This is a genomic window from Paenibacillus sp. MAHUQ-45 (genome assembly GCF_058133325.1).
On the sequence record NZ_JBYUPV010000017.1, the window covers coordinates 46,802 to 69,218 of the forward strand.

Below are 22,417 nucleotides of genomic sequence, written 5' to 3' on the forward strand. Positions count from 1 at the left end.
ACTAAAGAATCTGGCTAAACCAGGTATTCCAGTAAAATCGTTTTGTCCACGCTATGCAGTGATACCGAAACGCGGTCACCGCTCTTCAGTTCCAGACCGCGCGATGCATCGGCGGCGCGTCCGGATCTCTCCACGGTAATGCCTTCACCGCTGCGGAGCAGCAGTCTGTCGTTCTTGCCTGGAGTGAAGACGAGCTTCTCACTTTCCTTGAGCTCGGGCGCTAGCTGGAGTAGTTGATGCAAGTTGAACTTGCCTCTGAACGCAGCCAGCTTCTTATACTGCGGATAAGTCTTCTCCCCGGTATTCTCGTCCCGAACTTCGATGACAATCTGGCCGGTAAAGCCCCGTGTTGCCTGCTTCCGCAGCAGCCACAGGGCTACTCCAGCCGCCAGCAGCAGCACAATTCCGCCAATAATATAATAAAGAGTCATGGATTTCGGCTTGTCAGTAAGCTGGTTACTGCTATCCGGGGCCGCTGTGGCGCCGCCAGTTCCAGCGGTGCTTTTCTTAGCACTGACTGTCACAGGATCACTCTCACGGTAAAAGCTTCTTTCCTCTGCACGCACCTTCAGCTCGTAATCATGGCTCTCCTTTACCTCAAAAGTCCCTTTGAAGACATCCCCGGTGTTATCCAGCGGAATCTCTTCGGTAGCGCCTGTATCCAGGTCCTTGGCTATCAGCACGGCCTTCATATTTTGATACAAATTGCTGAGCGTTACCTGAGCGCCGTTGCTGAACAGGTGGGATGCAATATCGATCTTGTCGCCCTTTTTATAGGAGACAGAAGGCAGCGCATCTATTTTAAGTTCCAGGTCATAGTTGAAAACGAGATTAATATCAATTTTATCCTTGGGTACCCCTTTGATCTGGAGCTTCCAATCTCCCTGCTGCGGAGACAATAGCTTGATCAGGCTGTAGGTCTTAGACTTCGAGAGCAGGACATTGCCTGAAGGTATAGCTACTTCTTTCCCGGTGGGATCCTTCAGCTTCGCGGTTACGGGCTGTGAAGACATAATGGAAATATTGGCCTCCAGCACGCTGGCGTTCGGAACATTCACCGTTACTTCCTGAAAGCTGCCGTTCCCTGTAATCGACTGCACCGGTACAATCTTGAGCTTCAGATGGCTGGCAAAAATTTCGCTCAGGATTTGCGGCAGATCATCTGCCGAATCTGTAGAGAATGCCTTCCCTCCTGTCTTCGTGGACAGGTCAGCCAGAGATTGCTTGTTCAGCTTGCCATCCGCATTCAGACCAATGGTATAAATCGGATAGCCGCTCTTCTTGGCTTCATCCAGTGCTGTATTCAATTCCTGATCCGATTGGCTCTGGGTCCGCCCAGTGGCTTTGTTAAAATCATTGTTGCCGTCGGCAAGCATGACGATTAGCGGTTCATGGGAAGGGTCGCTGCCATTCTGCAGCACCTTCACTGCCTCCTTCACGCCTACGGCAATATCCGTATAAGCGCCACGGTCCAGCCCATCAATGAAGTCCTTCAGATCCTGCTTGTCGGTCGCCGAATTTATCTGTAATAGCGCCTTTTCCCGCTGCACTTTATCGGTGTAGGCCACAATCCCGACCTTATCCCCTTGCGCGGACAGCATATCTATGAACATCTTCATCGCTTCATTGGCAATCTTGTTCTTGTCACTCTTGTTCATGGAGTTGCTGACATCAATCAGCAGCACAGCGTCAATGTGAGAAGGCGCTGGGGTTGCGGCATGGACTAGACCTGCTCCTAGTGGGGCAACCGCAATGCACAGGGCCAGCAGCAGCGCCGGAATCAGGCGCCAAAAGACAATCCTCGATGTTTTTCTACGGTGATAGTTATGAAGCATAAAGATGGCTCCTCTTGTGTTATAGTAGGCAAATATGGGGAATCAGCCAAAAAGCTAAAATCTGTAAATAGTATGCCATTATGATATAATTAAACCTTGTAAACTTCAACTTTTAGGACTGATGGACCGTTAACGAAAAACGCTGTAATTCACTTTTTTCGCTACCCTATCTTCCATAAGAAAGGAAAAGTCCCATGATTTCATACGTTATTCTTGGAGTTACGTTCCTATATGTCGTAATTCACATTGCTATCTATGCCTCTCGCCAGCGGAACCCGCTGACCCGCGATGATATGGATGAGATGCTGCTCGCCACCCTAAATGGAGGTGACAAGGGCCATGAGTAAAAAGAAACCTGTCACGTTCCGGCCCTTCAAGGCGCCCCGCTACTCCTTCGACAAGCTTCGCATCTGCAAGCGCTGTGGCCGCTATACCGCTCTTAACGAAGAACGCTGCACGAAATGTGGCAAAGCCTCTCTTGTATCGGTGGAGAACTATGCCAGCGCCCGTGCAGGACGCAAAATGCACACCCGGCTGCTGCTGGTCTTACTGCTTACCCTGGTCGCGGTTTATTTTGGCGATAGTACGCTGCAAATGGCCCTCTGTGGTGCAGGCGGACTCCTGCTGACCGGGCTTCTCTACTATACGCAGCGAAAAGTCCGGCAGAACGAAAATTTGCGTGCACTAGAGCATCTGCTGGCCTACAACATCGGAATCATCAAGGAGGGGCTGGAGCTTAACCGCCAGGAAGCCGTATCTGTCCTTCGCGAAAATGATGTGCTGGCCTATGAGAAGCTGCGCGAGGTTGCGATTCTCCTGCGTGGCGATCGGGTAGCTCGGCAGCGGGTTGCCCTCCTGCATGGCTTTCAGCTGCGCAAGGATATGGATCTTGAAATGGAGCAGCTTCTACTGAGAGAGTTCGAGCCGCTTCTAGCCGAATACATAGGAGAGATTGCCAAGGTGCGCCGGGATTTAATTAAGGATCGTACGCTGCGTTATGTTCAGGCCTATGAGACTCAGATCCGGCAAATGGATAAAGGGATCGCTATCCTGACCGGTGTGGCTGGGGCAGCTGTCCGCATGAAACGTTATGCGCTGCTGCACTCCCGTTTCATCGGGAGATACGTACATGAGCTGCCCAAGGATCGCTTCTTGCGATTATCAAGGCTGATCGAGGCCAATCCTTATGAGCCATGGAACGGGCTTGACCAGACCGTAGCCGAAATTCGTGAATTCAAGTACCGCTGGGACCCTGAATTTCAATAAACCATCGCATGGCAAAAAAGAGGCTATACTATATGACGATCAAAGAAGTAATATCACTGCGAAATTTTATGATCATTTTGTGTATTCTGATGGTTGTGCTACTGGGACAGAAGGCCCAGCACATGTCCCACAAGGTGAATGCCCTGCAGGAAGGCAGCCGTCTGTATGCAGCAGGCGACCTTATCGGCGCAGAAGAAAAGTATCGTCAGGCGAGGGATAACCACTCCTTTCAATACAAAGAGCAAGAGATAGCAGCCCAATTGGAGCGATTGGCCCCGATCACAGCCATCCGTACTGGCCTGGACAGCGTTGCCCGTTACGCCAGCTCACAAGCTCTGGCAGCTGATTTTGAAGGATTTATGAAAAGTTATGATGATCTTCTCAAGCTAAAAGCTCAGTATATGAAGCCCGGAGGCCCTTACGAAGCCTATTATCGGAAGCTGTCTGCGGCATCGGGTCTTTCAGAGGAATGGACAACTTTCTTTCAGCGTTTCAAAAAACAGTTTTTGGACACTCTTGCCCTAAACAGTGACGGGAGCGGGGAGGAAGTGAAATGGAAGTTGCTGCAGATACCGGATGCCTTCTTCGGCGGTTCGGCCGCCAAGCAGGAGCAACTGAACAAGGCATTTCGCAGCCACGATACCGCTCAGCTAAAGGCCTTGGCTGCCGCCGGAAGCTTCGGTCCCTTGCTGGAAAGCACCCTGTCCATGCAACAGGCGTACGGCAGCCATAAGTATGCAGCCCCCTGGCTCAAGGAGCAGGTGGAAAGCAGCGGACGTACTATCTTGAAGAAGGACCTGGAGGGCAAGAACATCGCCGCCTTCGCAGAACATGCTGCCGCCTACCGCAAGTTCGTAAGCAGCGCAGGCTTCGCGGCTACCCCAGTGCTGAAGTACATAGATACTCAAAATGCCAAACTACTTAAAAATGCCGCAAGCAAAGCCAAAAACGGAGCATACGAGGACGCAATTAAGCTCTACACCGAGCTATCTCCATTAAAAGACCACTCCGAAGAGATATCGGCGGTCCGTCTTGCCTGGAATATAGCTGAACCTGTACGCTTACTCCCTGGAGGTGGGGATCAGGGGCGCTACAATAATGTAATTTCCGGTAAAGGAAAATATGGAGCCAAGGTCTATGTCGCGGCAACTGACAGCAACGGCTCCCTCCATTATGCTGTTATGAACAAGGACAACGCTGTGTCATCTTTCTCTATGGGTGTTATTCCCGGATTCTCCTCTCTGCACCGGCTCTTCTTTGAGAAAGCTTTTGAGACAGTCACCGGAGAGCTTGTAGTCGTCGCTGAAGCTGATAGCACGGACGATAATGGCAGGACACTTTTTACAGGTTATGCGCTGCAGATGCAAGGAATTTCACAACTATTCTCCTTTAGCGGAGATAGCTACGAACTTCAGCCTGACGGTTCCATTCTTGTACACAATGTTGGTGCTGATGCCGGAAATGGCAATGTGGGGCAGACAGCCATCTATCGAAAATTCGGGGAAACCTACCAATTCTCAGAGATTGTACAACAGTATCCGCTAATTCAGGCTTCGGAACTGGAGCTTCATCCTTTCCAGAATGTATCGATAAAAGGTGAAATTCAATTCGACAATTCGGGCAATTTCATTATATACACCGATGGTCGCTTCCTCCTGCTTCAGGGCTATCAAGCCGACGTAACAGGCTCCGTACTGCTGAGCGGTCAATTCCAGAGCGGCTACGGTATACTGCAGACCGAAACTGGTGAGGAGAGCGTTCCGGTGTTTGTGGTAACTTCTGTCGGGAGTCTGAGTATAGTGAACTAAGTGAATCAAGATAGCACAGGCACCCTCCTGAATTCCGTTCAGGGGGGTGTTTATTGCCAAATCCACTCCCTCCATTCACAAAAGAGACAAGGATTACTTTTAAAAATTTTTTACCCTCTGGATCTCGTATTTTTGCGCATTCTGGACCTGATCCAAATCCCTTATTCCACCTGCTCTTTCGCTGATATTTCTTCTCAATCTAGCGCTTTTTTCAGTATAAAATCTTGCGATTTGCGCGTTCTCCCTACCCCTTGAGATCTATTGACTTATCCATATCTAGTGATAAAATGATTAAGCGTCTCTAAATATAGTGTTATTACCAGGAAAACGGTTTATATACAGGATAAACCCTATCAGGGCGCGGTTTGTCCCAAAATCTAGTTTTAATAAGCTGGAACAATGCTTCCACTAAGGAGGAAAACAACCATGCTGATCGCTTATGATTCCAAAACAGGCAACGTCAAGCGGTTCATCGGCAAGCTGAAGCTGCCGGCCGTACAGATCGAAGAGCATATGACGATAGACGAGCCTTATGTACTTGTTACATACACCACCGGATTTGGACAAATTCCAGAGAAGGTGTCTTCTTTTTTGGAGAACAACCATACAAGGCTAAAAGGAATCGCCGCCAGCGGCAATAAAAACTGGGGTCAACTGTTCGCGAATAGCGCAGATTTGATTGCAGAGCGGTACAATGTGCCGGTAATTGGCAAGTTCGAGTTGTCGGGAACTTTTGGCGATGTAGAACGGATTAAACAGGAGGTGAACCGAGTTGCGGCATATTGAGCTGAACAACATGCTTTTGAAGAGAGACGAACAAGGATTCTTCCAATTGGATAAGGACCGCGAGGCGGTTGTAGAATTTATGCGAGAAGTGGAGCGGCGCAGTCTTACTTTTGCAAATACTAAATCCAAAGTGGATTATATGATAGAGAATGACTATTACGAGAACCTGTACGAACGCTATAGTGCTGAGGAGATCGAGGATGTCTACCGAATCGCGCATGAATATGGCTTCCAGTTCCCTTCCTATATGGCAGCTTCCAAGTTCTACACAGACTACGCGGTGAAGACCAACGACCGGAAGCAATACCTGGAGCACTATCCAGACCGTGTAGCAGTGGTAGCTCTGCACCTGGGCCGCGGCAATGCCGCCACCGCCCGTGTGCTGGTTCGCTCCATGATGGAGCAACGTCTTCAACCCGCTACGCCGACCTTCCTGAACGCAGGCAAGAGCCGCCGGGGCGAGATGGTCTCCTGCTTCCTGCTGGAAATGGATGACTCGCTGAATTCGATCAACTATGTACTCAATACTTGCATGCAGCTCTCCAAAATTGGTGGCGGTGTGGCGGTTAACCTCTCGAAGCTGCGCTCGCGCGGCGAGACGATCAAAGGCGTGGAAGATGCGGCCAAAGGTATCGTACCCGTGCTGAAGCTCATGGAAGATGGATTCTCCTATGCCGACCAAATGGGGCAGCGTAAAGGCTCCGGGGCGGCTTACTATAATATTTTTGGCTGGGATGTACTAGAGTTCCTGGATTCAAAAAAAATCAACGCTGACGAAAAACTGCGGCTCAAAACATTATCCATCGGGCTAATCGTGCCGAACCGCTTCTACAAGCTGGCTCAGGATAATCAGCCGCTGCATGTATTCGCGCCATACAGTGTGTACCAGGCATACGGCACCCATCTGGACGATATGGATTTGGACGAAATGTACGACAAGCTGCTTGCTGACCCGCGCGTTAAGAAAAAAGTCGCCATGGGCGCACGCGAAATGCTGACCAAGATCGCCATGATTCAGTTAGAATCAGGTTACCCATACATTATGAACAAGAGCAATGCCAACAAGGCACATGCACTGAAAAATATCGGCCAAGTGAAGATGTCGAACCTCTGCACAGAGATTTTCCAATTGCAGGAGACTTCGGAAATCACGGATTACGGTCAGGCAGACACCATCCGCCGGGACATCAGTTGTAACTTGGCTTCTCTCAACATCGTCAACGTTATGGAGCATGGCAAAATCCGTGAATCCGTACATGAAGGCATGCTGGCCCTGACGGCTGTCAGCGATATGACCACCGTCTCCAATGCCCCAGGCGTGGCAAAGGCGAACAAGGAGATGCACTCCGTAGGATTGGGCGTTATGAACCTGCATGGTTATTTTGCCAAGAACAAGATTGCCTATGAGAGTGAACAGGCCCGCGATTTCGCCCGCACCTTCTTCATGACCATGAACTTCCACTCGCTGGAGAAGAGTATGGAGATTGCCGCTGAGACTGGTGAGACCTTCCATGGCTTTGCGGAATCGGATTATGCCACAGGCGTCTACTTCGAGCGTTATCTGACTACGGATTATCGTCCGGTGACACCTAAGGTGCAAGAACTGTTCAAGGATATCTATATCCCTACCCAAGAGGATTGGGCGCAATTACGTGATTCTGTTATCAAAAATGGTCTGTACCATGCGTACCGTCTGGCGATCGCGCCAACGGCCAGCATTTCTTATATCCAGAACGCTACTTCCAGCGTAATGCCAATTGTGGAGCAAATCGAGACCCGGACCTATGCCAACTCCACTACATACTATCCGATGCCTTATTTGCAGCCTGACAATGTGTTCTTTTATAAATCCGCCTATCAGATGGACCAGTTCAAGGTCATTGATCTGATTGCCGAGATCCAGCCCCATATTGACCAAGGGATTTCCACCGTCCTGCACGTGAACAGTGATGTTACCACCCGCGAACTGGCCCGCTGTTATCTCTACGCGGCACACAAAGGACTGAAGTCGCTGTATTACACACGGACCAAGAAGCTATCTGTCGAGGAATGTATCACCTGCTCGGTGTAACCATAGGTTTTTTGTGAACAGAAAAGGAGATTACAAGATATGAGCGCTATCCAAGCCGTAAACTGGAACCGACCGGACGATGATTTCACCCTGATGTTCTGGAATCAGAATATTATGCAGTTCTGGACCGATGACGAAATTCCGCTATCCGATGATAAAATGTCCTGGCTGACCCTGAGTGAGCTGGAGAAGGATGCCTACATGAAGGTGCTCGGCGGACTGACCCTGCTCGATACCGTACAAGGCGGCGTGGGCATGCCACAGATTATGGAGCATGTGGACGGCTTGCAACGCAAAGCGGTGCTAGGCTTCATGGGGATGATGGAACAGATTCACGCCAAGTCGTACAGTAGTATTTTCACAACCCTGGCGAGCACTGAAGAGATTGATTCCGTCTTCCGCTGGGTGGAAGAGAATCCTCGCCTCCAGACCAAAGCAGAGACAATCTCCCAATATTACAAGGCTATCGAATCGAAAAAAGACCTCTACCTCGCCATGGCGGCTTCCGTGCTACTGGAGAGCTACCTGTTCTATAGCGGCTTCTTCTATCCGCTCTATCTGGCCGGTCAAGGCAAAATGACCTGCAGCGGCGAGATCATCGACCTGATCCTGCGTGACGAGAGCATTCACGGCGTATACGTCGGCGTATTGGCCCAGGAGATTTTTGAGGAGCTGGAAGAAGACGAGCAGCGCGATCTGCACCAGACCCTTGTGGGATTAGTACGTTTCCTGCACGAGAACGAGGAAAAATACACCGAGGAGATCTACGCCTCCATCGGGTTAGTAGAAGAAGTGAAGACCTTCCTTCGCTACAACGCTAACAAGGCCATGATGAACCTCGGACATGATCCGCTCTTCGATGAAGAGGAGATCAACCCGATTGTTCAGAACGGAATCAGTACCCATACGAAGCAGCATGATTTCTTCTCCAAAAAAGGTAACGGCTACGTTCGCGCCATGAACGTGGAGCCTTTGAGAGACGAAGACTTCCAGTTTTAAGATATATCGGATAAAAAACAAACAGCCAGGCCCCGTTAAAGGGGTCTGGCTGTTTGTTTTGGCGCGACGGATAGTATTACTGTGAAATGCGGGTGCTGGGTTTGCCTGGCAGTTGCTAGATCAACACCCATTCTCTCGGCCTCCGCGCTTATGCCCAGGCACGCTCACGGTATAGCCTTTCGGCATAGTCCGTAATGACCTCACGCATGGCGAGCTTGTCTCGCCACGCTGCAGGAATGCCGGAGAGCCCATAGTAGGCTCCGGCAATCTGTCCATAGACGGCGCCGGTAGTGTCAGCATCGTCGCCCAGATTCACTGCTAGCAGTGCGCCTTCCGCGAAGCTTGTGGATCGATGGAAAGCCCACAAGGCTGCTTCTAGCGATTTCACCACATAACCGGACCCTTCGATAGCTGGCGGTTCCTTGGTTTGGTATGAACCTTGTAGGATTTCCTCTATTGCTGGTGCCAATGAACCCTCTTCCAGCCAATCCCGGTGTGATTCAGGAGCTAGCAGCTTCTGCTTGCTCCACCCACTTAGCGCCCCTACAAGGATGGCAGCCATCAGGCGGCACGCATGCAGACAAGCTTGGGCCTGGTGCGTCGTCCTTGCACTGATCGCTGCATACGCTATCGCCTCCTCCGGGCGCTCCGCATAGTACATCACGGCCGGGGCCAGCCGCATAATAGGTCCGTTGCCGGCTGTTGAAGGGTCCACCGAACCGCTAAAGGCCTCGCCTGTCGCCTCATAATGCAGCAATGCCGCACGCGTTGCATTACCGATATCGAAGCATTCTCCTGTGCTGCTGAGATGCCCTTCCCGAAACCATTTTACGTACCGTTCCATCTGATCTCCGGGATTGAAATCGCCCTTCTCCAGCAGGCTCTCTGCCAGGCAGAGAGCCATCGACGTGTCATCGGTCCACTGACCCGCTGTCAGGCCAAAGACCCCGCCGCCGACCATATCCTGCAGCGGCTCGAAACTTCCCGGTGGTTTGAACTCTACAGTTGTGCCCAGCGCATCCCCCACAGCGAGTCCAGTCAAACAACCCAGATAACGGTCCATTTTGGCAATCATGCATTCCCTCCTTGTACAGTCTTATGATCTATTCTTCTTGGTGGACTATATACAACAAACAACATCCGTCGTAGGCCGCACAAATAGCTGCCCCAAGGGATGTTTAAGATTCTGCTCCTACTTGCTTATTCGCTCGGATATTTGAGACCCCACTGGGCGCGGATATCATCCAGCAGCTTCATAATCGCCAATGATTCTTCCAATGGCAGAATCGGACTTTCTGTCAGTCCCTCTGCCAGGCATCGACCGACTTCCTCAGCCTCAAAAGCATAGCCGTTGGAGGCGCGATCGTCCTGGAAGGTCTCCACCTTAACATCATTGACATACAGCTCGACAGATCTCGGATTGACCAGTGTGTCGGGAATGACAATATAACCCTCCGTGCCGAAGATATAGGCCTGTTCCAGCATTTTCAATCGAACGCCCCCGTTGATGGACGCCGCCTTGCCATCTCCATAGGAGAGTAGCAGCGAAAAATGCTCGTCTACGCCTGTCTCGCCGATATGGACCGTGCTTTGAATACGCTCAGGGTGCGGCCCGAAGATCATCGAGGTCAGGGAAATCGGATAAATGCCGACATCGAGCAGTCCACCCCCGCCCAGCTTGGGATCAAGCAGGCGGCTGGATGGGTTCCAGTCAGCGCGGAAGCCCAGATCGCCTTTCACCAGACGCACTTCACCGATTCGCCCCTCTGCAATCCACTCCCGAATTTTGGCATGCACCGGAAGGAAACGACTCCACATCGCCTCCATAAGAAACAGCTTCTGCTCACGGGCATAAGAGATTAGCTCTCCCAGTTCGACACTGTTCACAGTAAACGGCTTCTCGCAGAGCACCGCCTTGCCTGCACGCAGTGCCAGCAGCGCATTGTCCTTATGGAACGGATGTGGAGTACCAATGTACACGGCATCCACCGCCGGATCGTTGACCAATTCCTCATAGGTAGCGTAGGCATGCGGGATACCGTGCTTTTGGGCAAACTCATCGGCACTTTCCTGGCTACGCGATCCTACGGCATGGGCTACACCGTTGCTGGCGTGCAGTAGATCCGAGACAAATTGGCTGGCGATTGCACCGGTGCTGATGATTCCCCATTTTATTGTGTAAGCGTTATCGATAGACATTGACGTCTCTCCCTTAGTGTCTTTTCCTAGATACCTATGATTCTATCAAACCGTTGCTCCTAAGTAAAAAAACATCTCAGCCATTGATCATCAGCCGCTCCACAAACGGAATATCTGCAGCCGCAAAAGTATATCCCCCTAGTTCTCTTGGCTGAACCCAGCGGTAATCATCATGATCCGTTAAGGTGATCGTTCCGTTCACATACTTCGCCTTCCAGGTGATTAATCGAAGACTTAGGTCGTTTCCATAGCTGTGCTCATTCATCCCGAAGGCAGCAAAGGGAAGGATTTCAATCCCCATTTCTTCCTGCAGCTCACGAATTAAACAATCCTGCACACTTTCACCTGCCTCCAGCTTGCCACCGGGGAATTCCCAGAGGCCCGCTTGAGACTTGCCCGCCCGTCTCTTGGCTATCAGTACCTTTTCTGTCTCGTCGTAAATAATGGCCGCTGCAACGTCGATCACGACTTACCCCCTCCTGAATTCCTAAATAAGCCTCAGCTCTCTAAAGAGAGTATACCATTCCGCGCAAATAAAGGACGTTTACCAGTGCCTTGCGGGCCGGAAAACGTCCTTTGTTCATACTTCTTATGTTATTTGGTCAGTACAAGCTCCAAGCGCACGTCCAGATTATTTTCGGTACTCAGCACAATGGTATGCGGGTTGCTTAGGCCGAAATCGCCGAAAGTAACTGTAGTTGTTCCTGACAGCAGAAGCTGTCCCTTACTGTATACAGCCTGAGTCTGGAAGGTAACGTCTTTTTCAATTCCTTTTACCGTAAGGATTCCCTTCATCTCAACCGGGACAGGCGTTCCCTCACTCCATTCAGCCGGAAGCTTGGAGAATGACTTCACCGTAAAAGTAGACTCTGGATGCTCTGCAACCGACAGGAAATCCCCGGATTTAACATGCTCGTCGCGCTGCACGTTGCCGGAATTCAAGGCATTCATATCCACAGTGCCCTGCCCCGTCATGGCTGTGTTGTCATCCAGATTCACGTTCCAACTGCCCTGTACTTTCTTATCCACAAAGTTAACGGTTTCCTGTGAAGTGGTCACCGACCAGTATACTTTCGATGTATCGGCAATCTTCCATTCGCCATTTAACTGTTCTGCTGTTACCGCCGCCCCGGAGGCTTGTCCTGATGTTGCCCCTGCGGTTCCCGATCCGCCATTGGCACTAGTTTGCGCCGTATCAGGGATAACTGACTCGATGTCGATGTTATTGCCCAGGGACTTGTTCAGCAGGATGTACCCTGTAATACTTCCTGCGACAATAACTCCGCCCACAAGAATCAGTAGTGATTTCTTCTTCATCGTACTTCCCTCCATCCCAAATTCTTTGTCTCTACAAGGACAGTCCTCATTCTAACAAAGAAATATGTCGGGAATAAGTCAAAGCAGCGCCAGCGTGATTATGATAAAATTGGTGTACTTTTTTAGAAGGAGGCTCTGTGATCATGCAGTCCATTCTGATTGTAGAGGACGAAGAGGCCATCTCCCGTGTTCTCAGTGCTTATTTGCGAAAAGCAGGCTTCAGCGTCACCCGGGCGTCCGATGGACAAGCCGCGCTGGAGGCCTTTACTCTAAATCCCCCATCCCTGATTCTCCTGGATGTGATGATGCCAAAGATGGATGGCTTCGAGCTACTGACTCATATCCGGGCCAAAAGCAGTTGTCCTGTCATTATGCTGACGGCCAGGGGCGGCATTAAGGATCGGCTCGCCGGATTGAATGGTGGAGCGGATGACTATATGTCCAAACCTTTTATCCCCGAGGAGGTCGTAGCCCGGGTAAAGGCTGTGCTGCGCCGTCCCTCCCAATGGTCTGACGGTAGCCGCAAGCGGCATTTCGGCAGTCTGTTCATTGACTATAGCGCCCGAAGCGTCTTCCTTAACGGAGCAGAGGTCAGTCTTAGCCCGCGCGACATGTCTGTACTGCTATTCCTGGCCGAACGGCCCAACCAGATCTGCACCCGGGATCAACTGCTGGAGCATGTGTGGGAAATGGATTATGACGGAAGCGACCGCGCCGTGGATCTGTCGATCAAGCGGCTCAGACAGGCCCTGTCGCACTGGCCTGACAGCGAAGGGGAAATCCGTACCTTGCGTGGTACGGGGTATCAGCTATGGACAAACTGATTAAAGGTACCTCTATTCTGCACTACTGGACCATCCGTTATCTGCTGATTATCAGCATTGGCCTGCTGATCACCACAGCTGCCACGTTCTGGTGGATTCGGCAGGAGGCTATGGAGAATCGAATGCAGACCATTGCACTGCTCGCTCAGGAATTTGCCGACCTTAGTACCAAAGATAACTCCATCGACATTTCCCCTCGGCTCATGGATTTGTTTGATAATCGAAAGCAGTTCTTCAAGCTGAATACGGATATGTGTATCATTATCCTAGATCAAGAGGGTCGACTGATATTCTCCAATCCGGCAATGAGTGAGGAACGCATGCGTCTGGAGCTTAATGAGAATCTGAGCAATGCTCGCAGCCCGGAATACAAGGCGGCCTCAGCACCGATTATCGGTTCAGAGGGTGTGCTGGGCAAAGTATTTGTCCTGCAGTCGGTGCGGTCACTCAAGTATATTCCGCGAAATGAGGTCCTCTTCTTCGGACTGCTTCAAGTGTTCCTGATCATCCTGAGCTGGCTGACCATCTATCTCCTGTCCCGCAAGCTGGCCAAGCCTGTCCAGACCGTTGCTGCCGCTGCCGTCCAGATCAGCGGTGGAGAATACAATATCACGCTTCAGAAGAGTGCCAAGGAGCGGGAAATCAACGAGTTGATATTGTCTTTTCAGGACATGGCTGGCAAGCTTAAACAGTTTGAAGAGTCCCGTGCTTTTATGTTGGCCGGGGTCTCCCATGAACTGAAGACTCCGGTCACATCCTTCAAGGGTCTTGTTCATGCGGTAAGAGAAGGTGTCGTTGAGAACGAGGAAGCCCAGGAATTTCTGGATATTGCCCTGTTGGAAGCTGACAAAATGCAGCGTATGGTCGAAGATCTGCTGGATTATAATGCGATGACTGCCGGCATCGTTCCGATTCGCCATAACCGGATTGCGGCCATCCCTCTGCTCTCGGAGGTTGTGTATCAATGGAAGCTGACGCAAGCCGAAGAGGTCTGTGAACCGATGCTGGTATTGCCATCACAGCCATTGTACTTGCTGGGGGACCCCCTGCGCATCCAGCAGATCATTGTGAATCTGCTGAACAATAGTGTGCAAGCCGGGGGGACCGGTCGGAGACTTCAGCTGACCCTAGAGCTAAGTGAGCAGCCGGAGGGCACCGCCCGGATCATCGTGACGGACAACGGTACTGGTATTGCCCCTGACATGCAAGCCCAGGTGTTTGAAGCCTTTGTGCGAAGCCGTGAGAAGAACAGCATTGTCCGCGGACTGGGGCTGGGCCTTACCTTCAGCCGCCTGTTGGCCGAGTCCATGGGCGGTAGCCTGGAACTGCTGGAGAGCTCGGCGCAAGGCAGTTCCTTCTTGCTAGAGCTGCCGATCCAGCGCTAGAAGTAGTCTGCCACAGGTCAGTCATGGTATAATCACTTGCACAATGAAACCGGAGGCTTAAAAATGCTGACATTTGAACAGAAATTGGAGATTCTTGATTCCTACCCGCAGCTCCAGCGCAATAATGTATCACTCGGACGCGTGAATTATCATTACGAAGAAAGCCGGCATGAGAAGAAAACGGTGGCCTACCACTTGCATCCGAACGGCAATGGTTTTGTCTATGGGGGACTGCTACGCGGATATGAGACGGACAGCAAGGGCCTAGTGAACATTCGCGACTTCACGGAGAGTGAGCTACGGACCCTACTGGATGCCTCGATTGCCTCTTTGTCCATTAGCAAGCCGGAGGCTCCAGTAGTCAACAAACGCAAGAAGAAAGCCCCATCGGGAGAAGAAACCCGCTGGGTGAACGAAGAAGGTCATACTCTTACACTGAGACTGGAAGATGATTTGTGGTATCTCTACGCTGGTCTCAACCTGGAAATGGCTTTTGAGACGGTGGACGAAGCCGAAGAATACTTGGTGGAGGAAGGATTTACTCCGTCGAACGGATAAGCCTCCCCGATAACGTCTCCTTTCGGAACAAGCCTGCAAGCCCACAGCTTTATACTGTTGGAGCATGCAGGCTTTTTTTGCTGAAATATGACTTGAGTATGACGGAATTTTCAACATGAAATAATCAGGCAGATCATCATATACTTAACGAAATAGCAGTATTTCCATTTTAATAAGGGGGATCAGCCATGAACAATCCGGAAGGTGGAACACCGCTCAATCATCCCGAAGGCCAGAGACCAGATCCGGAGCCAGCCCAGAAGCAGAGCTCGGTTACCGAGCAATGGAACACATTGCTTCAGGATGAACGAGTTCAACAAGCCAGGCAAGCGAGCAAACAATACTACAGCTTTTTTGCCAGCACTTTGACCCGTCCTTACCGTACCATGCTATCTGTCGGTTCAGCACAGTTCCAGCATGGCCTTATTACACTGTCGCTGGTTGCGGTTCTATCCTCACTCTATTTTCTGACTTGGTTCTTGAAATGGGGCATCACGCCAGCCATTGGCCCTGGTTTTTTGAAACCACTGCTGCTGACCGTATTGGGTCTTGCCGTTGCTTACGGGGCTGGCTATGCGATCCTGCGATTGGAGAAAGTAAGCTTTGATCCAAAGCTCCTGTTAGCGCGGTTCGGCACACTACTGATCCCAGCGGTAGCCGTTCTGCTGCTGGCTATTATTTTTCTTGCATTGAGCCTGACTACATTCTCTATGTATTTGCTATTCTTATCGTATCTGTTCATCTTTGTTGCATTGAATACAGTCATCTTTCAATACCCTATCAAAACATCTGCCGGGCCGGTCGACACCCTCTTCACCCTGGTGATTGCTAACGGCATTACAGCTTACATCTTCTTTAAGCTGATGACATCTGTCATCGCTGGAGTGATCGGCGGCTTCTTCGGCAGCTTGTCGCCATTTGGTTTCTAAGCAGACACGCAAAGAGCTGCCACAATATAATGCAAAACAGCAAGCCTCTAATCTGACAAAGGCTTGCTGTTTTTTTCAAATATAAAATTACTCAGTTGCCGGCATCTGCACCTCTTGTGCGGTCTTCGCTTCGTCCGGAAGCTTGATTTCCTTGATTTCGTTATGCTTTGAAAGGTCACCGGTCATTTTCATGTCGAGACTTATTTTCTGGCCGGATGCTTCCAGATCCATTACCATATCTACATTTGTTTTAGTAGGCAGGTAAGTTTTCTTGTTGACAGCATATAAAATCTTCATGCTCTTGATGTCCATTTTATCCATCATCGCCGCCATTTGCGGATTTCCGTTACCAACCTGATCCAGATAGCTTTTGGCCAATTCCTTTACGTTATCGCTGGATACTTCAGCCGTCAGCAGATAGGCATCTCCCTCTTCGGATATCTTGGTATCCTTGGCAATAGACTTGAACTGCTCCAACTGTTTCTCCGGGCTACCCGATTCCTTTATCATTTCGGTCATTTGGGCGGTCATCTCGGACGGCAGCTTCATCCATTGTCCGTCAGTTTGGGTGTAGATCCCGTCTGCCGTAAAATATTGTTCGATCTTCTGCTCACCCTGGCCCGCCAGGTCCATCAGAATCTCCTGATGCATCTGCATAGGCTCTTTAATGATCTCAGAGGTCAAAGTCATGTTCACTTTTTGATCCTGCGAAGTGTCGCCCTGCGTTATTTTCATATTCTGTTCGATTTTAGATTCCATCGCGAAGCTCTTGAGGTTTTGGCTGGCTTCGGTAGTCTTTTGAATCAATTCTTCAACGGTTGGTGTACCCGACTTGGCAGCCCCGTTTGTTGTCACTGCATTCGATCCTGCGATTGCCGCAGGGTCCGACGCGCCCGCTGTATTTTTGACTCCTTCATTGTTTCCACACGCGGTAAGACTGATAGTTAAAATCGCCCCTAGTAATACGGTAGTCCATTTCTTCAAGTTCATGATCCTCCTGAGTGTTTTGGTATATGACAAATGCTCATGGAAGCATATGCCAACTATTTATATGTTAGCTATTACCCAGAGAAGAACATTTTCTAACAAAAAAATATTTTTTTCGCGCTTTAGCCCCAAATTCTCCTGACCTATCCAGCAGAAAAATACCATGACCAACAGCATAATCTGTTATTCAAAATCACTTCGGGCCTCTTCATCCGCAATATTCTGAATTTCATCCGCATGAATCAACAACAATCCATAGTCACTCTCTGCATGGAGCTTAAGTGCCTTCTCCTTCATGAATTTCGGACTGCCTTCGGCCGCCTCCTCATCATAGAACAGAAGAATGCCGTCGCTCTTACGGAACAGCAGATCATCTCTAGCCCGGAACTGCCAACTTCCGTCGTAGGGAGCGTTACTGACCGCACCATAATAGTCCGCACTGGACACGATACGGCGGTATTCGTTCTGTTTCTCTTCCTTCCACTTCTCCTCCGGTGCGGCATGAGCAGTAATGATGCCCAGCTTCAGGTCTGGATACTCCCGTTTCAACTCCAGCACCACTTCACAGGCCCAGAGATCAACACCATATTGGCCCGGCGTGATCACCCATTCCAGCCCTTCTTCCACAAGAGGAAGCAACCTGGCAGCAATGGCTTTTTTGATATAAGGGATCCCTTGATGTTTGTTGTCAAAAATTCCGAGTTCATGCGCACGGTAGCCTGTCACCAATAATGTTTTCATACCTTGCCTCTTTCTCTCCGCTGCTTTTCTTAACATTATATAATACATTATCGATATGAGTTGAATTTAAGATACAAACGTAAGGCTCGGTCGTTACTACGGTGAATGTTTGGACTTCCGGTCGCTGTTGTCACCAGATTTCTTCTATAAACCGCTTCTAGCGGTTGAAATCTGGTGACAGCTTAGGCTTCCGATGCGAGCTTTCCTGCAGAAAGCTTTCAGGCGATCGCTTTCGCTCCTACAGTTCCAAACTTCACCTTCGCTCCTTCTCGCTTTTTGTTATTTCTTTTATTCATCTTATCTAATCTAAACCTGCTTTCCCAACTATCTAACATTCATCCCATAAAAAAAGCACCAGCCGCCACCTTAAGGAGGGTACGAGTGCTCTCTTATAAGAAATCCCCAGTATGTATCAGTCCCAGCCGCTTAGCTTCCATAATCGCCTCCGATCGTGAACGGACCCCCAGCTTCTCAAATATACGCGTCAAATTATATTCCACCGTTCGCTGACTCATCAGTAATCGCCCGGCAATCTCCTTATTGCTGCTCCCTCCAGCCACCTGCTGGAGAATCTCCTGCTCCCGCTCATTGATTGAGACCTCCTCCAGACGTCGATCCTCACGGGTGGCTGACAGACGGACTTCATTGCGCCGAAGCTGCCGCAGGAGTGGAATCGGAATTACCGCTTCACCTCTGAGGGAACAGCGGATAGCACTTAGTAGTTGTTCACGCGTTGCAGTCTTGCTGACCATACCCGAGACACCGGCTTCTACCAGCAGGTTAAAATGTGGGCTGAGCTCGTAGCCGGTATAGATCAGAATACAGTAGTCGGGATTGATTTGCAGCATTCGCTTGGTCAGTTCAAGGCCGCTGATGACAGGAATGTTCAAGTCGAACAGCATAACATCAAACTGCTGCGTTTTTACCAGCTCCAGAGCCTCAACTGAGGTGTAACAAACCGTGACCTGCATATCGGGGTCTTGCTCAATCATATTTTTGGTTCCTTCGCAGACAGACGGATGATCGTCAACCAGCAAGATGGTGATCATTAGAACCGCCTCCTTCCCCATTCCTTGATGTCGGCATCAGCGGGAACATCAGACGAACCTCAAAGCCCTTGTTCAATTCCGAGTAAAAGCATACTTCTCCATCCAAGCTACGGACCCGTTCCTTGATCCCGGATATCCCCATATGCCTGAAGGAATCCTGTAGTTTGGACAGCTCTAATCCGCGCCCATTGTCCTTGTAATGAAAAAACACTTGCTCCCCCTTCTGCTCCAGCTCAATCTGGATATCGGTAGCCTGGGCATGCTTGCCCGCGTTGCGGAGAAGTTCCTGCACAATCCGGTAGACCGCAAGAATCTGTGAGTCATTTAATTCGATCGACGCCATATTCGTCTGGAGTGTGATCGAATAATTCGAACGAAGCCGCTCCTCCGCAAACAACTGCTCCAGTGACTCGATCAATCCCATCTCGTTCAGCAGCGGCGGGCGCAGCTCATTACAGGTCTGGCGGATTTGATGAATGACATCTAGCAGACCTTCCTTAATCAGCTCCAGTTGCTTCCATAGTTCGTCCTTCATAGGATAATCGAGCATAAGCGCTTCCAGCTTGCGGTACCAAATCAGCTGATCCTGGAGCGCCGCATCATGCAGATCAGCAGCGAGTCGTCTCCGCTCATTCTCCGAAAGGGTAAAGATCAGGCGCAGCACCCAGGACGGCACATCCTGCTGATTCTTCATTTGTGCCTCAAGGTCCTCAATCAGTCCTTCAATGAGGTAAAGATTCTCATAGACAATCCCACAGTAATGAGCAATCGTCCGCAGCCAGGTGCGTTCATCCAGATTAAGACTGGTATGATTGTCCTTATCATCGATCCATAGCAGCTCATGAGTCATTCGGTAATGGCCAATGACAAGACATACGCCTTGCGGCAGCGCAATCAGCTCACCCACAGCCGGGTGCAGGGCCCTTTCCTGAAGGCTACGAACAATTTCCGGCTTAAGCCGCTCCGCCCCCGTAAACGTATGATGCCCAGACTCCTGGTCATAGGTAAGCTTCAGAAAGACCAGCTCACTCACCGGAAGAATCGTCCGAATCTCACGTACCAGTACCTGTTCCAAATCGGAAATCTTCATGACCCGAGAGACATGCTTAGAGAACCGTTCAATGCTGCCCTGAAAATTATAAGACTCCTTCAAAAAGCTGCGCCGCAAACGAAAATCTATGAATTCCTTGGCGAAGAGAAACACAGTCAGAATAAAATAGACCACCAGAAAAATCTGTACCCATTTCAGCCAGGTAAACTGTGATTGCTTCAAAATCCCAGCCGTCAGCCCGATAATGAGCACCGCTGGAACAAACGAAATTGCCGTATAGTACATAAAACGGTTCAGGACAAAATCAATATCAAAGAGACGACGAGTCATAAACAGATAGAAATACACAATCGGTATGGCAAATAAAGATATTGCCGAGATCTCGGCTGGTACTACCGAGACTCCCCATAGCTCCGGTACACTGTAAAGTAGCAAGAACGGTAAAAAAGCAAGCACATGCCCAATCATTGTAAACTTGAACAGGACCTGCAGCTCACCTGTACGGTGTCTGTAATATTTTCCAATCAGTTTGCAGACAATCCAAACATTCGTGAAGCTGAAGAAGACTAGCAGCACCCTCGACTCTATTAAAAGCATAGAATAGTCGGTCAGAGCACTCAGAGTGACGATACCTCCCACCAGACAGGCCGTGAAGTAAAGCACTCTTAGCCAGACAAGAGAGATGAAATCCTCCTTGTAGCGTGCGAGATATTCCCTCATGAAATGGGCGAAGAAAACAGGCAGCAGAGAGAAGCTCCACCCCAGGGTAATTCTTCCAATCGGATCGACCAAGCCGGAGGCTGTGGAGCTGAAATAACTCAGACCGATACTCAGGAAGAACAAAATCAAGATATTAGCCGCCCGGTCATGTTTTTGCCTGTAATATACCTGAAAAGAGAAGACGAGAAACAACAGCAAAGAGACACTTGGAAACACAAGGTGGAGAATCAGGCTCCAATTGGAAATCCTGCCTTCTACGATGAAGTGAAGCCTTGCGACCTCCCCCTCATTCCCCTTGCGGATCACATCAAGCGTCTCTGCCCGTTCAATCACTTTATACTTCTGGACAAGCTCATAATCAGCCGCTGCCTCTCCATTGATAGCAGTGAGGATATCCCCCTGCTGTAACTGGCCGTTGGCCCAACTGTCCCGGTCAATCTCGGCCACCACAACTTGTCCAAGATCGCTCATGTGCACACTGACTCCGATCTTCTGCTGGTTCAGTACAACATTACTCAAATAGAATACCAGCAGCAGCAAAGGAAGCAGGAACGTTATTAATTTAAGTTTGGCGCACAATCTGGGCAAAGGTTCAAGCCTCCATCACAGCAGTTATTCTTTCTTAGTACCAGTAACGGTTGGTACGCATAACATTCTCAGGCTTTTTGTCACGGATAATATCCATCAGTGCCTTGCGCTCCCAACTCGTCATACCAGCGAGCTGAAGCTGTCCACTCTGAAATTGTACTTGCGCCTGTGGGTTCTTCACGATATTCTGGAACATTTCTTTCAACATATTAAATTCCTCCTAATAGGATAGTAGATTACACTTTCTGAACCCAATATATCAGGTCTAACCCTATCCTCAAACGACAACCTGTCCCGTATTTCCCGCAAACCTCTTTGCGGTCTGCGTTACTTGGACTATTCCGCCGCAGCAATCAGTGCCTGTTTCCATGGCGACTCCAGCCCCATGCTGTCCAGAATCTCGCGAAAATGATAATAAGAGGACCGCTCCCGGAAGGAAGCGTACATGGATGTTCCGGTACGTTCCACAATGGCGGCAAATTCCTCACTTCGATGCAGAATATCGCTGAGCTCCAGACGGCCTTCAAAGTAATCAGCCACCCAACGTTCATCCTCCTGGTTGATAGAGGAGAGCAAGAACAACAGCGGAAGTGTTCTTTTGCGCTGCAGAAAATCACTTTTATGATCCCAGTTCAGCAAGTCCCGGAAATCATTCTTAATCTGTGCCGAAACGCCTATTTCCATTGCGTATTCCTCTACATGAGGAGAAACGTCGCCCGTTGCCAGGATCACGCCGATCATACAAGCACAGACTAAAAGTGCCGCCGATTTTTGCTTGACCATAGTGAAGTACTCTTCCTCTGTGGAGATCGTGTTCAGCAGATCCAGCGTCTGTCCGTTCGTTGCTGTTATCACCTGGCGGCTCAGGTACGCTGCGGCTTTATGAATATGTTCAGCGGGGAAACGGCAGTGCAGAAGTGTCTCATGAGAGAGCGTCAGAAAAGCAATCGCAAGATTTAGAGCAATATTCTTCGGCAAATCATTCCATGGCATAGCCTTGTGGTCATCGTCCTGAATATCGTCAATAATATCTAGTGCCAGGATCATGAATTCCACCGCAGCCGCCGCGCGGTATATATCATCCCCACAGCCGCCGAACATCCGGTAATGAAGCAGCGTCATTCGGCCACACATTAACGATTCTGTTACTTTCACCTTTACGGAGGCTAATGCTGCCTCGTACAGGTAGTCTTCAGCAAAACTGCGTAGTACCTGGGCTTCCATCTCTTCTGCCAGCTTCATTGCACCATCTTCCACGATATCCCCCCGCATCGGAATGCATAGTATATAATCTCTATTTTATC

General features: G+C 49.9%; 21 protein-coding genes. 10 read left to right on the forward strand and 11 right to left on the reverse strand.

Annotated features, from left to right (window positions below; genetic code table 11):
• Positions 1-14: 14 nt before the first annotated feature.
• Positions 15-1,835, reverse strand: coding sequence for a vWA domain-containing protein (locus AC3Y23_RS26295; protein ID WP_379204751.1), 1,821 nt, complete (start codon positions 1,833-1,835; stop codon positions 15-17).
• Between the two features lie 194 nt (positions 1,836-2,029).
• Between AC3Y23_RS26295 and AC3Y23_RS26300 the strand changes: the two genes are divergently transcribed.
• From AC3Y23_RS26300 to nrdF, 6 genes are all read left to right on the forward strand, one after another.
• A complete protein-coding gene (locus tag AC3Y23_RS26300; RefSeq protein ID WP_379204753.1) occupies positions 2,030-2,182 on the forward strand; it encodes a hypothetical protein in 153 nt (50 codons plus the stop codon).
• On the forward strand, positions 2,175-3,101 hold the full coding sequence (locus tag AC3Y23_RS26305; RefSeq protein ID WP_379204755.1) for a hypothetical protein: 927 nt from the start codon (positions 2,175-2,177) through the stop codon (positions 3,099-3,101). The genes AC3Y23_RS26300 and AC3Y23_RS26305 overlap by 8 nt, the downstream gene beginning before the upstream one ends.
• 32 nt (positions 3,102-3,133) lie before the next feature.
• Positions 3,134-4,909, forward strand: coding sequence for a hypothetical protein (locus AC3Y23_RS26310; RefSeq protein ID WP_379204757.1), 1,776 nt, complete (start codon positions 3,134-3,136; stop codon positions 4,907-4,909).
• Between the two features lie 426 nt (positions 4,910-5,335).
• The gene (nrdI, locus tag AC3Y23_RS26315) at positions 5,336-5,695 is read left to right on the forward strand and encodes a class Ib ribonucleoside-diphosphate reductase assembly flavoprotein NrdI (RefSeq protein ID WP_379204759.1); all 360 of its coding nucleotides are present in this window, start codon (positions 5,336-5,338) and stop codon (positions 5,693-5,695) included.
• Positions 5,682-7,766, forward strand: coding sequence for a class 1b ribonucleoside-diphosphate reductase subunit alpha (gene nrdE, locus AC3Y23_RS26320; protein ID WP_379204761.1), 2,085 nt, complete (start codon positions 5,682-5,684; stop codon positions 7,764-7,766). The genes nrdI and nrdE overlap by 14 nt, the downstream gene beginning before the upstream one ends.
• 39 nt (positions 7,767-7,805) lie before the next feature.
• On the forward strand, positions 7,806-8,765 hold the full coding sequence (gene nrdF, locus AC3Y23_RS26325) for a class 1b ribonucleoside-diphosphate reductase subunit beta (protein ID WP_379204764.1): 960 nt from the start codon (positions 7,806-7,808) through the stop codon (positions 8,763-8,765).
• A 148-nt stretch (positions 8,766-8,913) separates the two neighbouring features.
• On the opposite strand, the gene AC3Y23_RS26330 is transcribed toward nrdF, so the two are convergent.
• The 4 genes from AC3Y23_RS26330 to AC3Y23_RS26345 all read right to left on the reverse strand — a co-directional run bounded on the left by AC3Y23_RS26330 (position 8,914) and on the right by AC3Y23_RS26345 (position 12,281).
• Positions 8,914-9,840, reverse strand: coding sequence for an ADP-ribosylglycohydrolase family protein (locus AC3Y23_RS26330; RefSeq protein WP_379204767.1), 927 nt, complete (start codon positions 9,838-9,840; stop codon positions 8,914-8,916).
• 125 nt (positions 9,841-9,965) lie between these two features.
• Positions 9,966-10,964, reverse strand: a complete 999-nt coding sequence (locus AC3Y23_RS26335; protein WP_379204769.1) for a Gfo/Idh/MocA family protein — start codon at positions 10,962-10,964, stop codon at positions 9,966-9,968.
• A gap of 76 nt (positions 10,965-11,040) precedes the next feature.
• On the reverse strand, positions 11,041-11,430 hold the full coding sequence (locus AC3Y23_RS26340) for a (deoxy)nucleoside triphosphate pyrophosphohydrolase (RefSeq protein WP_379204771.1): 390 nt from the start codon (positions 11,428-11,430) through the stop codon (positions 11,041-11,043).
• Between the two features lie 128 nt (positions 11,431-11,558).
• The gene (locus AC3Y23_RS26345) at positions 11,559-12,281 is read right to left on the reverse strand and encodes a YceI family protein (protein ID WP_379204773.1); all 723 of its coding nucleotides are present in this window, start codon (positions 12,279-12,281) and stop codon (positions 11,559-11,561) included.
• A gap of 143 nt (positions 12,282-12,424) precedes the next feature.
• On the opposite strand from AC3Y23_RS26345, the gene AC3Y23_RS26350 reads away from it, so the two are divergent.
• The 4 genes from AC3Y23_RS26350 to AC3Y23_RS26365 all read left to right on the forward strand — a co-directional run bounded on the left by AC3Y23_RS26350 (position 12,425) and on the right by AC3Y23_RS26365 (position 15,977).
• Positions 12,425-13,105 (forward strand): response regulator transcription factor, encoded by a 681-nt coding sequence (locus tag AC3Y23_RS26350; RefSeq protein ID WP_379204775.1) that lies wholly within the window; start codon positions 12,425-12,427, stop codon positions 13,103-13,105.
• Positions 13,093-14,490, forward strand: a complete 1,398-nt coding sequence (locus AC3Y23_RS26355; protein WP_379204777.1) for an ATP-binding protein — start codon at positions 13,093-13,095, stop codon at positions 14,488-14,490. Before AC3Y23_RS26350 ends, AC3Y23_RS26355 begins: the two co-directional genes overlap by 13 nt.
• 63 nt (positions 14,491-14,553) lie before the next feature.
• Entirely contained in the window at positions 14,554-15,048 is a 495-nt protein-coding gene (locus AC3Y23_RS26360) for a hypothetical protein (protein WP_379204779.1), read from the forward strand.
• Between the two features lie 188 nt (positions 15,049-15,236).
• A complete protein-coding gene (locus tag AC3Y23_RS26365; protein ID WP_379204781.1) occupies positions 15,237-15,977 on the forward strand; it encodes a hypothetical protein in 741 nt (246 codons plus the stop codon).
• Positions 15,978-16,064: 87 nt separating this feature from the next.
• On the opposite strand, the gene AC3Y23_RS26370 is transcribed toward AC3Y23_RS26365, so the two are convergent.
• From AC3Y23_RS26370 to AC3Y23_RS26395, 6 genes are all read right to left on the reverse strand, one after another.
• Positions 16,065-16,961, reverse strand: a complete 897-nt coding sequence (locus AC3Y23_RS26370; protein WP_379204783.1) for a DUF6612 family protein — start codon at positions 16,959-16,961, stop codon at positions 16,065-16,067.
• Positions 16,962-17,147: 186 nt separating this feature from the next.
• Positions 17,148-17,705 (reverse strand): SLOG family protein, encoded by a 558-nt coding sequence (locus AC3Y23_RS26375; protein ID WP_379204785.1) that lies wholly within the window; start codon positions 17,703-17,705, stop codon positions 17,148-17,150.
• Positions 17,706-18,094: 389 nt separating this feature from the next.
• A complete protein-coding gene (locus tag AC3Y23_RS26380; RefSeq protein WP_379204787.1) occupies positions 18,095-18,754 on the reverse strand; it encodes a response regulator transcription factor in 660 nt (219 codons plus the stop codon).
• Positions 18,732-21,113: a sensor histidine kinase gene (locus AC3Y23_RS26385; protein ID WP_379204790.1), complete on the reverse strand. Its 2,382-nt coding sequence runs from the start codon at positions 21,111-21,113 to the stop codon at positions 18,732-18,734. Before AC3Y23_RS26385 ends, AC3Y23_RS26380 begins: the two co-directional genes overlap by 23 nt.
• A gap of 34 nt (positions 21,114-21,147) precedes the next feature.
• On the reverse strand, positions 21,148-21,321 hold the full coding sequence (gene comX, locus AC3Y23_RS26390; RefSeq protein ID WP_379204792.1) for a competence pheromone ComX: 174 nt from the start codon (positions 21,319-21,321) through the stop codon (positions 21,148-21,150).
• A gap of 128 nt (positions 21,322-21,449) precedes the next feature.
• Positions 21,450-22,370, reverse strand: a complete 921-nt coding sequence (locus AC3Y23_RS26395; protein ID WP_379204794.1) for a polyprenyl synthetase family protein — start codon at positions 22,368-22,370, stop codon at positions 21,450-21,452.
• Between the last annotated feature and the right edge of the window lie 47 nt (positions 22,371-22,417).